General features: G+C 62.4%; 11 protein-coding genes and 2 tRNA genes. 10 read left to right on the top strand and 3 right to left on the bottom strand.

The annotated features are described in order from the left end of the window. The first annotated feature begins 672 nt into the window (after window positions 1-672). The 6 genes from kdpF (at window position 673) to ACIOMR_RS14565 (ending at window position 8,810) form a co-directional block, all read left to right on the top strand. Window positions 673-771, top strand: coding sequence for a K(+)-transporting ATPase subunit F (kdpF, locus tag ACIOMR_RS14590; protein WP_003219423.1), 99 nt, complete (start codon window positions 673-675; stop codon window positions 769-771). 108 nt (window positions 772-879) lie between these two features. After that, window positions 880-2,586, top strand: a complete 1,707-nt coding sequence (gene kdpA / locus ACIOMR_RS14585; protein ID WP_401194845.1) for a potassium-transporting ATPase subunit KdpA — start codon at window positions 880-882, stop codon at window positions 2,584-2,586. Between the two features lie 10 nt (window positions 2,587-2,596). Next, window positions 2,597-3,256: a K(+)-transporting ATPase subunit C gene (kdpC, locus tag ACIOMR_RS14580; RefSeq protein WP_177069393.1), complete on the top strand. Its 660-nt coding sequence runs from the start codon at window positions 2,597-2,599 to the stop codon at window positions 3,254-3,256. Window positions 3,257-3,267: 11 nt separating this feature from the next. Beyond that, window positions 3,268-5,340: a potassium-transporting ATPase subunit KdpB gene (gene kdpB / locus ACIOMR_RS14575; protein ID WP_401194841.1), complete on the top strand. Its 2,073-nt coding sequence runs from the start codon at window positions 3,268-3,270 to the stop codon at window positions 5,338-5,340. Window positions 5,341-5,469: 129 nt separating this feature from the next. Continuing rightward, on the top strand, window positions 5,470-8,121 hold the full coding sequence (locus tag ACIOMR_RS14570) for a DUF4118 domain-containing protein (protein ID WP_401194838.1): 2,652 nt from the start codon (window positions 5,470-5,472) through the stop codon (window positions 8,119-8,121). Continuing rightward, a complete protein-coding gene (locus tag ACIOMR_RS14565; protein WP_003219430.1) occupies window positions 8,118-8,810 on the top strand; it encodes a response regulator in 693 nt (230 codons plus the stop codon). Before ACIOMR_RS14570 ends, ACIOMR_RS14565 begins: the two co-directional genes overlap by 4 nt. On the opposite strand, the gene ACIOMR_RS14560 is transcribed toward ACIOMR_RS14565, so the two are convergent. Next, window positions 8,770-9,693 carry a LysR family transcriptional regulator gene (locus ACIOMR_RS14560; RefSeq protein WP_177021162.1) on the bottom strand — a complete coding sequence of 308 codons (924 nt, stop codon included), beginning with the start codon at window positions 9,691-9,693 and terminating at the stop codon, window positions 8,770-8,772. The two genes, ACIOMR_RS14565 and ACIOMR_RS14560, sit on opposite strands and share 41 nt — an antisense overlap. A 105-nt stretch (window positions 9,694-9,798) precedes the next feature. Here ACIOMR_RS14560 and ACIOMR_RS14555 point away from each other — a divergent pair, with 105 nt between their 5' ends. Next, window positions 9,799-11,313 (top strand): MFS transporter, encoded by a 1,515-nt coding sequence (locus tag ACIOMR_RS14555; RefSeq protein ID WP_401194834.1) that lies wholly within the window; start codon window positions 9,799-9,801, stop codon window positions 11,311-11,313. 79 nt (window positions 11,314-11,392) lie between these two features. Here ACIOMR_RS14555 and ACIOMR_RS14550 read toward each other — a convergent pair. Together ACIOMR_RS14550 and ACIOMR_RS14545 are read right to left on the bottom strand one after the other, a co-directional pair. Then, window positions 11,393-11,469 (bottom strand) — tRNA-Asp (locus ACIOMR_RS14550). Between the two features lie 19 nt (window positions 11,470-11,488). Beyond that, window positions 11,489-11,564: transfer RNA gene (locus ACIOMR_RS14545), tRNA-Val, on the bottom strand. Between the two features lie 201 nt (window positions 11,565-11,765). On the opposite strand from ACIOMR_RS14545, the gene ACIOMR_RS14540 reads away from it, so the two are divergent. From ACIOMR_RS14540 to ACIOMR_RS14530, 3 genes are all read left to right on the top strand, one after another. After that, window positions 11,766-12,284: a sigma-70 family RNA polymerase sigma factor gene (locus tag ACIOMR_RS14540; protein ID WP_401194832.1), complete on the top strand. Its 519-nt coding sequence runs from the start codon at window positions 11,766-11,768 to the stop codon at window positions 12,282-12,284. 7 nt (window positions 12,285-12,291) lie between these two features. Then, complete coding sequence (locus tag ACIOMR_RS14535; RefSeq protein WP_102606157.1) at window positions 12,292-13,272, top strand: FecR family protein; 981 nt, start codon at window positions 12,292-12,294, stop codon at window positions 13,270-13,272. A 77-nt stretch (window positions 13,273-13,349) separates the two neighbouring features. Next, complete coding sequence (locus tag ACIOMR_RS14530; protein ID WP_087695264.1) at window positions 13,350-15,773, top strand: TonB-dependent siderophore receptor; 2,424 nt, start codon at window positions 13,350-13,352, stop codon at window positions 15,771-15,773. The last annotated feature ends 92 nt before the right edge of the window (window positions 15,774-15,865 follow it).

Genomic DNA, 15,865 nt, shown 5'->3' with positions numbered 1-15,865 from the left:
GTATTGCGCAGCGGGTAAACCGGCAGGACGCCGGTTTAGCCGCGCCGGGCCATGGATGGCCCGTCGCGGCGGCCCGCGGAGTAATGCCGGAGTGAGGGAACACCGAGCACTAGCGAGGTGCCGACAGGCGGGGCAGAGCCCTTTGCTTACTTTGGGGCTTTTCCAAAGTGAGTCGCTGTAAGAGCGAAACCATAAGTAGCCGTTACCTAAAAAACGGATATACACACAACAGCCACGTAAAGATTCCGTATAGATTCAACCCCAGCCGTAACGTTTAAGTCGTCTCTATTGAGCAACTAATCCCCCCTCCACTACTGTGACCTCCACCCCAATAACCCCCGCAGGAAGTCATCGTGGAAAGTTCAACGTTAGGCATGATCGTCCTCTCAATGATCGCCCTGTTCGGCGCCGCCGCGTTTTGCTTCGAACAACTCGCCACCCGCGAATCAAAGAAAAAGAAAGCCAAATAAGCTGATCATCAAAAGCAGCAAAACCCCAGTGCTTCAAGGGATACCCCGCCCCCGGGTTATCCCTTTTTTCCGTTCGCCCACCCCACCGTCCTCTATACACCGTCTTAATACCCAAACCCGCAATCAGTGCCCGAACTTGATACCCAACCTCTTAACCTCCCCGCGTCCGCAATCGCGGCTTATTAATCAGGGGAGTTCCACCGTGCTCACACTCAAGTTCATCTATATCGCCAGCGGCCTATGCGCCGTCGGGCTGTTCGCTTATCTGGGCTACGCCCTCATTCGCGCCGAAAAGTTCTAGGGAGCCCCACCATGTACGACATGATTTTTGTAGGCCTCTCCCTGGTGTTTTTCGCCGCGACAACCATGGCCATTGTCGCCATGGGCAAGATTTGAACGGAGCCTCGACATGCTAAGCACTTTGCTGGAATTTGCGCTGGTCCTGGTGTTGATGACCGGGCTCGCCGTGCTGATGGGCAAGTGGCTGACCCGGGTGTTTACCGGAACCCGCCACGCCCTGCCGGAACGTTATACCTATCGCCTGCTGGGCATCGACCCGCTGGAAACCATGAGCTGGGCCCGCTACGGTTCGGCCCTGTTGCTGTCGAACGCCGCGATGATGCTGCTCGGCTATCTCATCCTGCGGTTACAGGCCGTCATGCCGATCAACCCACTCGGGCTGGCCGCGCAAACCCCGGACCTGGCGTTCAATACCGCCGCTTCCTTTATCACCAACACCAACTGGCAGGCGTACTCGGGCGAAACCAGCCTGTCGAACTTCAGCCAGATGGCAGTAATCACCTTCCTGATGTTCGTCGGCGCCACCTCGGGCGTGGTCGCCGCAGCCGGTTTTATCCGTGGCCTGAGTCGCTCAAGCTCGGCGGATATCGGCAACTTCTGGGTCGACTTCACCCGCACCCTGTACCGCGTGATGCTGCCGCTGTGCGTGGGCATGGCCCTGGTGTATGTGTGGCAAGGCATGCCGCAGACCTTTTCCTCCCAAGCCCTGGCCACCACCCTGGAAGGCGCGCAGCAACAACTGATTGTCGGCGCCGTGGCGAGCTTTGAATCGATCAAGCATATCGGCACCAACGGCGGCGGCTTCTTCAGCATGAACGCCGCGCCCCCGTTCGAAAACCCGACCCCGCTGACCAACGCCCTGCACATCCTCAGCATGTTGCTGATCCCGTCGGCGCTGACCTACACCTTCGGCAGCATGCTGCTCCAACGCCGTCAGGGCTGGGTGTTTTTCGGCACCTTCCTGGTGATGTTCTTAGGCTTTCTCGCGCTGGTGTACGGCGCCGAGCAAAACGGCAACCCGCTGCTGACCCAGGCCGGTGCCAACCAGACGCTGTCCATCGAACAAAGCGGCGGCAATATGGAAGGCAAGGAACTGCGCTTCGGCATTGCCGACAGCAGCCTGTTTATCGCCACCACCACCGCGGCCACCACCGGCTCGGTCAACGCGATGCATGACTCATTGACCCCCATGGGCGGCTTCGTGCCCCTGGCGCAGATGATGCTCAACTGCGTGTTCGGCGGCGACGGCGTGGGCTTTATCAACCTGATCCAGTACGCGCTGCTGACGGTGTTCCTGGTGGGCATGATGATCGGCCGCAGCCCGGAATTCCTCGGCAAGAAGATCGAGGCTCGGGAGATAAAACTGGTGATGCTCTCGGTGCTCGCGCACCCCATCAGCATCCTCGGTTTCACCGCCCTCGCCGCCCTGTGGCCCGACACCATGGCCAGCCTGAATAACCTCGGCCCCCACGGTTTCAGCGAGGTGCTCTACGCCTACACCTCGGGCACCGCCAACAACGGTTCGGCGTTCGCCGGGCTGAACGCCAACACGCCTTTCTTCAACACCACCATTGGCCTGGCGATGCTGGCCGGGCGCTTCTTCACCATGCTGCCGATGCTCGCCGTGGCCGGTTCCCTGGCGATGAAAAAGACCGTGCCTGCCGGCGCCGGCACCATCCCCACCGCAACCCCGCTGTTCATGGTGCTGGTGGTGTTTGTGGTGCTGGTGGTGGGCGGCCTGACTTTCCTGCCGGCGCTCGCGCTCGGCCCGCTGGTGGAGCAACTGCAGTTGCTGTCCGGCCAGACGTACAACTAAGGACACGTTGATGACGACTCAATCGATATTCAAAGGGCTGTTGCGCCCGGTGCTGGTTTCGGCAGTGTTTTTCATGGCGCTGACCGGCCTCGCCTACCCGGTCTTCACCACCTTTGCCGCGCAGTTGCTGTTCCCGTTCCAGGCCCAGGGCTCGCTGATTGAACGCGACGGATTGGTGATCGGCTCGGCGTTGATCGGCCAGGACTTTACCAGGCCCGGCTACTTCCACGGCCGCCCGAGCATGACCCTCGGTACCGACCCGCAAGACCCGAGCAAAAGTGTCTCCCAGCCGTACAACGCCGGTTCCAGCGGCGCCAGCAACCTGGGCCCTACCAGCCAGAAACTGGTGGACCAGGTCGCGGCCCGGGTTAAAGCCTACCGCCAGGACAACGGCCTCGCCGCCGACGCCCAGGTGCCGGTGGATGCGGTCACCGCTTCCGCCTCCGGCCTGGACCCGCATATCTCCGTGGCCAACGCACGCATCCAGCTGGCCCGGGTCGCCCGCCTGCGACAGATCCCCGAAGCCGAACTGCTGCAACTGGTGAACGAAAACACCGCTGCCCGCACCCTCGGTTTGCTCGGCGAACCACGAGTCAATGTGCTGCAACTCAACCTCGCGCTGGACGCCCGTCTGCCTCTGCGCCAGCCCCCCATTGCGGCCAGTGAGTAAGAGATTCCCCCATGATCAAGAATGCTCGTTTACCTCTGTTTGATCGCGCCATCGTGCTCACCGCCTGCGGGAATGCGTTCAAGAAACTGCTGCCCCAGGCGCAGTGGAAAAACCCGGTGATGTTCGTCGTGTACCTGGGCAGCCTCCTCACCACGCTGCTGTGGTTCCAGTCCTTGGGTGGCCAGGGTGAAGCGCCCAGCGGCTTTATCCTCAGCATCTGTTTGTGGCTGTGGTTTACCGTGCTGTTCGCCAACTTTGCCGAGGCCCTGGCCGAAGGCCGCAGCCGTGCCCAGGCCGCCAGCCTGCGCGGGATGAAGCGCCAGACCCTGGCCAAGTTGCTGCAACAACCCAAACACGGCGCCGCGTGGCTGCCGACCGAAGCGACGCTGTTGCGCAAGGACCAGGTGGTGCTGATCGAAGCCGGCGACCTGGTGCCGCTCGATGGCGTAGTGATCGAAGGCGTGGCCTCGGTGGACGAAAGCGCAATCACCGGCGAATCGGCACCGGTGATTCGCGAGGCCGGCGGCGACTTTTCCTCGGTCACCGGCGGCACGCGGGTGCTGTCGGACTGGCTGGTGGTGCGCATCAGCGTCAACCCGGGCGAGTCGTTCCTCGACCGCATGATCTCGATGGTCGAATCCGCCAAGCGCCAGAAGACCCCCAACGAAGTCGCCCTGACGATTTTGCTGGTGGGCCTGACCCTGTTGTTCCTGCTGGTGATCGCCACGCTGAGCCCGTACTCGATCTTCGCCGTGGCCATGAGTGGCAGTGGCAACGTGATCAGCGCCACGGTGCTGGTGGCGTTGCTGGTGTGCCTGATTCCCACCACCATCGGCGGCCTGCTCTCGGCCATCGGCGTGGCGGGCATGAGCCGCATGATGTCGGCTAATGTGATCGCCACCTCCGGCCGCGCCGTTGAGGCGGCGGGTGACATCGACGTGTTGCTGTTGGACAAGACCGGCACCATCACGTTGGGCAATCGCCAGGCCAGCAGTTTCCTGCCGGCACCGGGGGTCAAGGAAGCTGAACTGGCCGACGCGGCGCAACTGGCGTCCCTGGCCGACGAAACCCCGGAAGGCCGCAGCATCGTGGTGCTGGCCAAGCAGAAGTTCGACATCCGCGCGCGGGACATCAACGCCCTCGGCGCAAGCTTTGTGCACTTCACTGCACAGACCCGCATGAGCGGCGTCGACCTGCCCGAAGGCCGCGGTATTCGCAAGGGTGCAGCGGATGCGATCCGCAGTCATATCGAAGCGCTCGGTGGGAGCTTTCCGGCTGCATTGCAGGCCAAGGTCGACGAAGTATCGCGACGCGGCAGCACTCCGCTGGTGGTCTCGGACGGGGCAAAAGCACTCGGCGTGGTGGAGCTCAAGGACGTGGTCAAGGGCGGCATCAAGGAGCGCTTCGCCGAACTGCGGCGCATGGGCATCAAGACCGTGATGATCACCGGCGACAACCGCCTGACCGCCGCCGCGATTGCGGTGGAAGCCGGCGTGGATGACTTCCTCGCCGAGGCGCGCCCGGAAGACAAACTGCAACTGATCCGCGACTACCAGGCCCAGGGCAAGCTTGTGGCCATGACCGGCGACGGCACCAACGACGCGCCGGCGCTGGCCCAGGCCGACGTGGCGGTGGCGATGAACAGCGGCACCCAGGCAGCGAAAGAGGCCGGCAACATGGTCGACCTCGACAGCAACCCGACCAAGCTGATCGAAGTGGTCGAGGTGGGCAAGCAGATGCTGATGACCCGTGGTGCGCTCACCACCTTCAGCGTGGCGAATGACGTGGCGAAATATTTCGCGATCATCCCGGCGGCGTTTGTCGCGACCTATCCGCAACTCGGTGCGTTGAACGTGATGCACCTGAGCAGCCCCAACTCGGCGATCCTCAGTGCGGTGATTTTCAACGCGTTGATCATCGTGGCGCTGATTCCCTTGGCACTGCGCGGCGTGACGTACCGGGCGATTGGCGCGGCAGCGTTGCTCAATCGCAACCTGCTGATCTATGGCCTGGGCGGGGTGCTGGTGCCGTTTGCCGGGATCAAGCTGATTGACCTGGTGCTGACCGGGCTAGGTCTCGTGTAGCACCGCAAACCCAATGTGGGAGCGGGCTTGCTCGCGAATACGGAGTGTCAGCCAACTCGACTGTCACTGACACACCGCTTTCGCGAGCAAGCCCGCTCCCACAATTGAACCGCATTGACCAGGAATGACATGCCCGCATTAAACGAAGAACGCCCCGACCCCGACGCCCTTCTCGCCCGGGTCCAGCAGGAAGAACAGGCCGCCTTGCGCGGCAAACTGCGTATCTACTTCGGCTCCAACGCCGGGGTGGGCAAGACCTGCGCCATGCTTGACGCGGCGCAACGGGAAGTCAGCCTGGGCCGCGACGTACTCGCCGGTGTGGTGGAAACCCACGGCCGCCAGGAAACCGCCAACCTGCTCAACGGCCTCGAACAACTGCCCCGCGCCCAACGCCTGCATCACGATTTCACCCTCACCGAATTCGACCTCGACGCCGCCCTGCAACGCAATCCCGCCGTGCTGCTGGTGGATGAACTGGCCCACAGCAACGTGCCCGGCTCGCGCCACCCGAAACGCTGGCAAGACGTGGAAGAACTGCTCAGCGCCGGCATCGATGTGTGGACCACCCTCAACGTCCAGCACCTGGAAAGCCTTAACGATCTGGTGAGCGGGATCATCGGTATTCGCGTGCGGGAAACCGTACCGGACCACGTGTTCGACAATGCCCACGAAGTGGTCGTCGTGGACCTGCCGCCGGATGATCTGCTGCAACGCTTGAAGGACGGCAAGGTGTACCTGGGCCCTCAGGCCGAACGTGCGTCGCGGCACTTTTTCCGCAAGGGCAACCTGCTCGCCCTGCGGGAACTGGCCCTGCGCCGCACGGCCGACCGAGTCGACACGCAGATGCGCGTGTACCGTCGCGAACAGTCGATCAAGACCCTGTGGCCCGCCCGCGAGCGATTGCTGGTAGGCGTGGCCGGTGACGCCGCTGATGAACGCCTGGTGCGAGAAGCCGCGCGCCTGGCGCAAAAGCTCGAGGCGGACTGGATCGTGGTGCACGTCACGGCAGCCCAGGGCCGCGGCGCCAAGCGTTATCTCACAGCAATGAAAACCCTGGCCCTGGCCAGCGAATTCGGCGCCGACACCGCTACGCTACCGGGCATGGACGTCGCCGAAGCACTGGCCGCCTGTGCCCGGGAACACAACGCCAATCGCCTGGTGCTCGGCCATCACCCGCGCCGGGCATGGCGGTTCTGGCACCAGTCGGTGGGCGACCGGATCAGCCGGCACCATCCGCAGATCGACCAGATCGTGATCGCCCATGGCATGTTGCCAGGCACTGTTCCTGCCATTGAAAAACCTACACCAGCGCCCGGCAGAACCCTGGCCTACCTCTGGTCCACACTCGCCTGTTTCACCGCCAGCGCCATCGCCGCGCTGCTGCTGCAGGTGTTCGACCTGGCCAACGTGGTGATGCTGTTCCTGCTCACGGTGGTGCTGGTGGCCCTGCGGTTTGGACGCGGCCCCGGCGTGTGGGCAGCGATGCTCGCGGTGCTGTGTTTCGACTTCTTTTTCGTCCAGCCGCGCTACTCGTTTACCGTCAACGACACCCAGTATTTCTTCACCTTCGCGTTGATGCTCGGCATCGCCCTGATCACCGGGCAGCTCACCGCACGCCTGCGCCACGAAGCGCGCACCGCCGCCGCTCGAGAACGTCGCGCAACCTCACTGGCGCGCCTGGCCCGGGACCTGTCGGCCGCGTTGACCGTGGAGCAGATCAGCGAAGTGGCGCTGCGCACCTTCAGCGGCGTGTTCGAGGCGCGGGTCGGCCTGGCCTTGCCGGACGCCGCCGACGGCGTGCACAGCGTGGGCGCGGGCGGGCTGCCGATCGACGACAGCATCGCCCAATGGACCTACGACCACGGCCAGTCCGCCGGCCAGGGCACCGACACCTTGTCCGCCGCCAAGGGCTGCTACCTGCCGCTCAAGGCGCCGATGCGCGTGCGCGGTGTACTGGTGCTGGAACCGGCGCAAAGCGAACGCCTCAACGAGCCCGAAGAGCGCCGCCTGCTGGAAGCCTGCATGAGCCAATTGGCGATTGCCCTGGAGCGCGTGCACTTCGTCGAAGTGGCGCAAAGCACGATGGTGCAGATGGAAGGCGAGAAAATGCGCAACACCTTGCTCGCGGCGATTTCCCACGACCTGCGCACTCCCCTGACCACATTGATCGGCGCCGCCGACACCGCCCTGCCCCATGCGCCGCCGGGGCCGCTGACCGCGTTGCTGCACGGTATTCATGAGCAGGCGACTTCGATGCAACGCTTGATCGAAAACTTGCTGGACATGGCCCGCATGCAGGAGCGCGGTGTGCGACTCAACCGGCAATGGCATTTGCTGGAAGAGATCGTCGGCAGCGCCCTGCGCCAGTTGCGTGAACCACTGGCCCGGCATGTGGTGAACACGACGCTGGACCCGCAATTACCGCTGGTGGAAGTCGACGCGCTGCTGATCGAACGGGTGCTGGTCAACCTGCTGGACAACGCCGCCAAATACACCCCGCCTGGCACGGTCATCACCGTTACCGCCCGTTCCGTTTCCGACAGCATCCTGCTGGAAGTCAGCGACACCGGCCCGGGCAGCGCGCCGGCCAATCTGTTCGAACCGTTTGCCCGTGGCCAGCAGGAATCCTCGGTCGCCGGAATCGGCCTGGGCCTGGCCCTGGCCAAGCGCATCGTCGAAGCCCACGGCGGGCGCATCGAAGCCAGACCCGGCAGCGAGCGCGGCATGCATTTCGTCATCACTTTACCGGCGGGTACTCCGCCCCCAATGGACGCCCTATGAGCACTGCACGCATTCTGATTGTTGAAGACGAGGCCAACATCCGCCGTTTTGTCGGCATCGCCCTGCAGGATGAGGGCTTCCAGGTGTTCGAGGCCGACAGCGTCAAACGCGCGTTGATCCACGCTTCCAGCCGTCAGCCGGACCTGGTGATCGTCGACCTGGGCCTGCCGGACGGCGACGGCAAACAGCTGATCAGCGAGCTGCGGGGATGGCTGGCGGTGCCGATCCTGGTGTTGTCGGCACGGGATCGCGAAGAGGAAAAAGTCGCCGCCCTGGACGCCGGCGCCGATGACTACCTGACCAAACCCTTCGGCGTACCCGAGTTGCTCGCGCGCATCCGTGCGCAACTGCGCCGTCATGGGCAGACCGGCACCGTGGCGGCCACCAGCAAGGTGGCGTTTGGCGATATCGAGGTGGACCTGGCGACCCATGAAGTGTGGCGCCAAGGCCTTCCGGTGCACCTGACGCCCATCGAATACCGCCTGCTGTGCGCGATGATTCGCGGGCAGAGCCGGGTGCTCACCCACCGGCAATTATTGCTCGAGGTGTGGGGCCTGGATTACGTGGACCGCGCCCACTACCTGCGGGTGCACATGGCGCACCTGCGGCAGAAGCTGGAGGCGGACCCGGCCCAGCCGCAGTACTTCATCACCGAGTTGCAGGTGGGCTACCGGTTGGTAGGCTTGTGAACAAGTGTGCGGCGGCGAAGTCGACAAACACGCGGATCTTCGGCGAGAGATGCCGGCTGGACGGCCACAGGGCCCAGAACTGGCCCTGGTCATCGGAATGGCCGTCGAGCACGGTTTCCAGCTGGCCTTGGGCGAGTGCTTCGCGGGCCAGGAAGTCTGGCACGTAGGCAATCCCATGGCCGTCCATCGCGGCCCGGAGCATGGCCTCCATGTTGTTCAGGGTCAGCGCGGTGGGCAGGCGCAATTGGGTGATGGCCGGGTTGGCGGACAAGGTCCAGTCCATGATTTTGCCGGTGGTGGCGAAGCGGTAACGCAAGCACGGGTGATGCTCCAAATCGCTCAGGGACTCTGGCCGACCGTTGGCCCGCAGGTACTCGGGCGATGCACACAGCACAAACCTGAACGGCCCCAGCTTGCGGGCCATCAGGGTCGAATCCGCCAGGCCACCGCTGCGGATGACCACGTCGAAGCCCTCCTCGATCACGTCCACCAGATGGTCGTTGAAATCCAGCTCCAGTTCGATCTCGGGGTAGGCTTTGCGGAACGCCCTCATGTGCGGAAAGAGAAAGCGATAACCGATGGTGGGCAGGCTGACCCGCAGTTTGCCCCGGGGTGCCTGCATCGCATGGGAAAGCATGGCGCGGGCGTCTTGCAGGTCGTCGAGAATTTTCCGACTGCGCTCGTAGAACAATTGGCCTTCGGCGGTGAGGCTGACCTTGCGCGTACTGCGGTGCAACAGCCGCACATTCAGTGACGCCTCAAGCTTGGCGACATTCTTGCCCACCGCCGAAGCGGAAATCCCCATCGCCCGGGCCGCGCCGGTGAAGCTCAGGGCTTCCGCGGTTTTCACGAAGGCGATCACGCCGCTCAGGTTATCGGTCACGTCATTGCATCCATCAAGTCCGTTATGAAAGGAATGTAAGCCCGTTTATCCATGATTGCATCCTGATTAGAGTCTTTTAATCTTCTGACTCACGGGAATGCCCCTATGACCACTACAACCGAATCTGCGCCCGCCCATGGCCGATATTCCATCCTGGCGGCCATTTGCCTGGCCGCCCTGGTATTGCCCATGAGCTTTACCGGCGGCGCCGTCGCCACGCCCTTTATCGGCCAGGCATTTGCCGCCCAGCCCAGCCAGCTGGCGTGGATCACCAATGCGTTCATGCTGAGCTTCGGCAGCCTGTTGATGGCCGCCGGCACCCTCGCCGACCTGTATGGGAGAAAGCGTCTGTTCTTGTGGGGCATGGCGCTGTTTACCCTGGTCTCCTTGCTGCTGGCAGTGGCACCGGGGATTTTCTGGCTGGATGTGTTGCGTGGTGTGCAGGGCGTCGCGGCAGCTACGGCACTGGCCAGTGGCTGTGCGGCGCTGGCCCAGGAGTTTGACGGCCATGCCCGTACTCGCGCCTTCAGCTTGCTAGGCACAACGTTTGGTGCAGGCCTGGCGTTTGGGCCATTGCTGTCGGGGGTGCTGATCGAACACTGGGGCTGGCGCTCGATTTTTCTCGGCACTGCATTATTGGCCGGTATTTCGCTGCTGTTTGCCGCGCCCAAAATGCGTGAAAGCCGCGACCCGCAAGCGCTGCGGCTGGACACCGCTGGTGTACTGACGTTTTCCGCGATGCTGGTGGCCCTGACCACGGCGGTGATCCTCGCGCCGGAGCACGGCTGGACGTCGCCGCTGGTTGATGCCCTGCTGATCGCGGCGGCGGTGTTTTTGCTGGTGTTTGTCCTCGTCGAAAACCGCTCCAGCCAACCAATGCTGGAGCTGCGGCTGTTTCGCTTCCCGCGTTTTATTGGCGTGCAGCTCCTGCCGATCGGTACCTGTTACTGCTACATCGTGCTGATCGTGTTGCTGCCCCTGCGGTTTATCGGTGTGGAAGGCGCCAGCGCGCTGGACGCGGGTTTGATGATGCTCGCGTTATCGGCACCGATGCTGGTGGTGCCGATGATCGCCGCATCGCTCACGCGCTGGCTGTCGGCAGGTGTGTTGTGCGCCATTGGCTTGCTGATCGCGGCGGTGGGCCTGTGGGGATTAAGCCTGGCCGAACAGCCTGCGCAGACCATCGCCGCGATGCTGGTCATCGGGATCGGCACCGGGCTGCCGTGGGGTTTGATGGATGGTTTGGCGATCAGCGTGGTGCCCAAGGAGCGTGCGGGAATGGCGGCGGGGATTTTCAACACCACCCGCGTGGCCAGTGAAGGCGTGGCGCTGGCGATCACGATGGCGGTATTGGGCGCATTGGTGGCACATCACCTGAAGGGTCTCGCAGGGGCCGACGTGTCAGTGATTGCCCAAGGCCTGGTCATGGGCAACGTGCAACTGGCCTCGGCCGCCCTTCCGCTGGAAGCACTGCGCAGCGCCTACATCGCGGGGTTCAACACCTTGCTGCAACTGCTCGCGGGATTCACCGTGCTGACGGCGTTGGTGGTCCTGGCCTTCATGGGGCGAAACAGCATCGCACCCGTGCAAACCGAACCGGGCATTCAATCGTTGAGCTGAATCCCAGGCACAAAAAAGCCCGCTCAATGAGCGGGCTTCCTGTGGTACCTGGCGTTCAGCGTTCCAGGTGACCTGAATATGGCGCAGCGGACGGGACTCGAACCCGCGACCCCCGGCGTGACAGGCCGGTATTCTAACCGACTGAACTACCGCTGCGCGTAACACATAAAGCGAATGGTGGGTGATGACGGGATCGAACCGCCGACATTCTGCTTGTAAGGCAGACGCTCTCCCAGCTGAGCTAATCACCCTTCACTTTCGGTGTGGGGCGCATTCTATAGCATTTTTCCGTAATGTCATGATTTAAATGCAATTTATTTAAAATATTTTGTCTTCGACCCCGCGCACCCCGCAAAACCGGCGCTTTGGGTGCAAACGCGAGTCTATTGCGTTTACCCAAGCCTTGGCCCCACAATTAACAATTATTCTCAATAACACCTGGACCGGGCCTTATGTCTGTGGGTGAACCGCCGTTCCAACGGGAGATTACCGAGCTGTACAGCGAGCATCACGGCTGGCTGTTCACTTGGTTGCGCCGAAAACTGGGCTGTACCCATAACGCCGCCGACGTGGCGCAGGACACCTTCGCGCGGATTCTGCACGCCCGCGAGTCGGTGACCGCCATCCGCGAACCCCGCGCCTATTTAAGTACCACCGCCAGGCGGCTGATCATCGACCAGGCACGGCGCAAGCAGATTGAGCACGCCTACCTTCAGGAATTGATGCTGACGGTGGAAACCCTGGAAGGTTTCCAGTCGCCCGAACAGATCCACACCACCCTGGAAGCCCTCGAGCACATTGCCTTCCTGCTGGAAGGCATGCACGACAATGTGCGTCAGGCGTTTGTGCTGTATTACCTCGAAGACCTGACCCAGCAGCAAATCGCCCGACAACTGAAGCTGTCGGAACGTACGGTACGCAAATACCTGATCCAGGCCCTGCTGCATTGCAGCCACAGCGTGGATATCTGAACCGCACATGCCCGCCTCCCGCCAACAGATCGATGAACAAGCCGCCGAATGGATGATTCGCCTGCACGAAGGTGAATTGACCGAGGCCCAGCGCCAGGCGTTCGAGCGCTGGAAGCAGCAAGGCCCGCAACACGCCGCATCAGCAGCGCGCATGGAAGATGTGATTGCGCGCATGCAGGCGCTGCGCGGGCAAAAGGCGCCGGCCCGGGCGGCCTTGAGTGCGGCCTTTCCCCGGCATGGGAAGGCGCGCAAAAACTACGTCCGCGCGTTGGTACTGGCCTGCAGCCTGGGCCTTCCCGCCATGGCGCTGCTCTACAGTCCTTATCCACAACAATGGATGGCCGATGTGCACAACGGCCCCGGCGAATGGAAAACCCTGCGGCTGGCGGACGGCTCGACGCTGACCCTGAACGGCATCAGTGCGGCGAATCTGCATTTCGACAGCCGGCAGCGCCGCATCGAATTGCTGCAAGGTGAGATCCTGGTGGAAGTGGCCCACGATGGCGAACGGCCATTTGTGGTGCAGACCGCCCAAGGCACCCTGCGCGCCCTGGGTACGCGATTTGTGGTCAGGCGCGAGGATGACGTTACGGTGCTGAGCATGCTCGAATCCCGCGTGGCGGCAAAAAGCGCGAACGGGCAGCAGACACTGGAAGTTGATGCGGGCTCGCAGGCGCGACTCAGCAAAGATGCCGTGCGGCTCTCGGGCAGCATCGATACGGCGAGCATCAATGGGGCCTGGCGCCGCCATCAACTGGTGGTGGATAACCGACCGTTGCCGGAAGTGCTGGATGAGATCGCCCGTCACCGTTCGGGCCGCTTGCAGTTTGATCGCGCCGCACTGGCCAGTCTCAAGGTCTCGGCCGTACTTCCCCTGGATGACACCGACCGCACCTTGCAGATGCTGGCTCAAACCCTGCCGATCACGCTGAAAACCTTTACGCCGTGGCTGATGATCGTCAGCCCGGATACCGAGAGCAAAAAATAATTATCCAAATTGTTTCCGCTTTGTTTAAAGCTACCCGTCAAGGAAGGTATATCGATAACTAAAGGACTGCCATCGTCATGCCGCTCCCTTCCAAACCCCGCAGACGCCTGCTGAGCAGCGCGCCGCTGACCCTCACACTGCTCGCGACGACGCTGCTCAATACCCATCTGGCCCAGGCCGATACGGTAAACGTCGCGGCCCAAGCCTACGACATACCTGCAGGGCCGCTGGGCGCCACACTTAACCAGTTCGCCCAGCAAGCGGGCGTGGCTATCGTGTTCCAGTCCCAGAACCTGCAGGGGCTGAATGGGCCGGGGCTGAAAGGCACTTATAGCGTGGACGCAGGGTTCGACAGGCTGTTACAGGGCAGCGGCTACCGCGTGATCAAAGGTGATCAGGTGTACGCGCTCGAAGCTGACCCTGCCGCCACCGACGCCATGGAACTAGGCCCGACCCAGGTCAGCTCCAACCAGTTGGGCAACGTTACTGAAGGGACTGATTCCTACACTCCAGGCAGCATCGCGACTGCGACGCGGCTGGTGCTGACCCCCAAGGAAACCCCGCAATCGGTGACCGTCGTCACCCGCAAACACATGGATGACTTCGGCCTGAACAACGTCGACGACGTGATGCGCCACACCCCGGGCATCACCGTGTCGGCCTTCGACACCGACCGCACCAACTACTACGCCCGCGGTTTCTCCATCAATAACTTCCAGTACGACGGCATTCCTTCCACCGCGCGCAACGTCGCCTATTCGGCGGGCAATACCCTGAGCGACATGGCGATCTATGATCGGGTCGAAGTGCTTAAAGGCGCCACCGGCCTGCTCACGGGTGCCGGCTCATTGGGTGCCACGATCAACCTGGTGCGCAAGAAACCCACGGCTGACTTCCAGGGCCATGCCAGCCTCGGCGCGGGCTCTTGGGACAACTACCGCAGCGAACTGGACGTCAGCGGCCCGATGACCGAAAGCGGCAACGTCCGTGGCCGGGCCGTCGCGGCGTATCAGGACAAGCGCTCGTTCATGGACCGTTACTCGCGCAAAAGCCCGGTGTACTACGGCATCATGGAATTCGACCTGTCCCCCGACACGATGCTGACCGTGGGCGGCGACTATCAGGACAGCCTGCCCACCGCCTCGAGCTGGTCCGGCAGTTTTCCGCTGATCAACGCCAATGGCGATCGCAATAGCGTAAAGCGCTCGTTCAACAACGCGGCCAACTGGAGCAGTTGGGAGCAATACACCCGTACCGCCTTCGCCATGCTTGAACATGACCTCGGCAACGGCTGGGTGACCAAACTGCAACTGGACCACAAGATCAACGGCTACCATGCACTGATGGCTTCGATTCAGGGTGACGAGCCCCGTGCAGACGGCACCGCACATGTCACTTCGCAAAAATACACCGGGGAAACCGTCAGCGACTCCGCCGACCTGTACGCAAGCGGCCCCTTCAGCCTGGGCGGCCGTGAGCATGAACTGGTGGTGGGCGGCTCCATCGGCATTTCGGACTGGAACGGCAAGGGCTACTGGAACCTCGCCCCCAACCTCGTCGACTTCAATAACTGGCACGGCCACGCCCCCCAACCTTACTGGGGCGCGCCGCAGCAATACATCGACGACACCATTCGCCAGACCGGCGCCTACATGACCACACGCCTGAACCTGGCCGATGACCTGAAGCTGCTGCTCGGTGGCCGCGTGGTCAATTACCACCTGACCGGCAATAACCCGTCCTACCGCGAGACCGGACGCTTCGTACCGTATGTCGGCGTGGTGTATGACCTGGATGAAACCTACTCGGTCTACGCCAGCTACACCGATATCTTCATGCCCCAGGAGAACTACAACCGCGACCGGCAAAACCAGTTGCTTGAGCCGGACGAAGGCCAAAACTACGAGCTGGGCATGAAGGCTGATTTCTTCGACGGACGCCTGAACGCCAGCGCAGCGTACTTCGAGGTCCATGAAAACAACCGCGCCGTTTCCGACGACGACTACAACAACCTGAAACCTACACCGCAGAACTATGCCTACAAAGGCACCAAGGCCGTCACCAAGGGCTACGAGCTTGAAGTGTCCGGCGAGTTGAGCCCAGGCTGGCAGATTCAGGCCGGCTACACCCACAAGGTGGTGCGTGACGACCAGGACCAGAAGATTTCCACGTTCGAGCCCGAAGACCAGGTCAAGCTGTACACCACTTATAAGCTCAAAGGCGACCTGGACAAGCTGACCGTCGGCGGTGGCGTGCGCTGGCAAAGCGTGGGCTGGCAGGACATCTACAACACCCCCCATGGCGGTTATGAAGAGTTCTCCCAGGAGGCGTACTGGCTGGTGGACTTGATGACCCGTTACCAGATCACCAAGAACGTGTCGGCGACGCTGAACGTCAACAACATCTTCGACAAGTCCTACTACACCAACATCGGCTTCTATAACTCCGCCGCTTATGGTGAGCCGCGCAACTTTATGGTCACCACCCGCTGGGATTTCTGAACCCAATCAAAAACGCCCCCGATCACGGTACATGATCGGGGGCGTTTTTCTGACTGATGGTTTTAGCAAACCCCAGACAGCAAAAAGCCCGC

Origin of the sequence: Pseudomonas sp. NPDC087814, from assembly GCF_044742865.1 — a bacterium.
In the GTDB taxonomy this organism is placed as follows: Bacteria; Pseudomonadota; Gammaproteobacteria; order Pseudomonadales; family Pseudomonadaceae; genus Aquipseudomonas.
The sequence above is the reverse complement of the archived record's forward strand: the minus strand, read 5'-3'. Positions and strand labels throughout refer to the sequence as shown.

Coding starts and splice junctions, on each gene's coding strand:
- kdpC (WP_177069393.1), top strand. CDS start 2,597: ATGACGACTCAATCGATATTCAAAGGGCTGTTGCGCCCGGTGCTGGTT.
- ACIOMR_RS14565 (WP_003219430.1), top strand. CDS start 8,118: ATGAGCACTGCACGCATTCTGATTGTTGAAGACGAGGCCAACATCCGC.
- ACIOMR_RS14555 (WP_401194834.1), top strand. CDS start 9,799: ATGACCACTACAACCGAATCTGCGCCCGCCCATGGCCGATATTCCATC.
- ACIOMR_RS14570 (WP_401194838.1), top strand. CDS start 5,470: ATGCCCGCATTAAACGAAGAACGCCCCGACCCCGACGCCCTTCTCGCC.
- kdpA (WP_401194845.1), top strand. CDS start 880: ATGCTAAGCACTTTGCTGGAATTTGCGCTGGTCCTGGTGTTGATGACC.
- ACIOMR_RS14540 (WP_401194832.1), top strand. CDS start 11,766: ATGTCTGTGGGTGAACCGCCGTTCCAACGGGAGATTACCGAGCTGTAC.
- ACIOMR_RS14530 (WP_087695264.1), top strand. CDS start 13,350: ATGCCGCTCCCTTCCAAACCCCGCAGACGCCTGCTGAGCAGCGCGCCG.
- ACIOMR_RS14535 (WP_102606157.1), top strand. CDS start 12,292: ATGCCCGCCTCCCGCCAACAGATCGATGAACAAGCCGCCGAATGGATG.
- kdpB (WP_401194841.1), top strand. CDS start 3,268: ATGATCAAGAATGCTCGTTTACCTCTGTTTGATCGCGCCATCGTGCTC.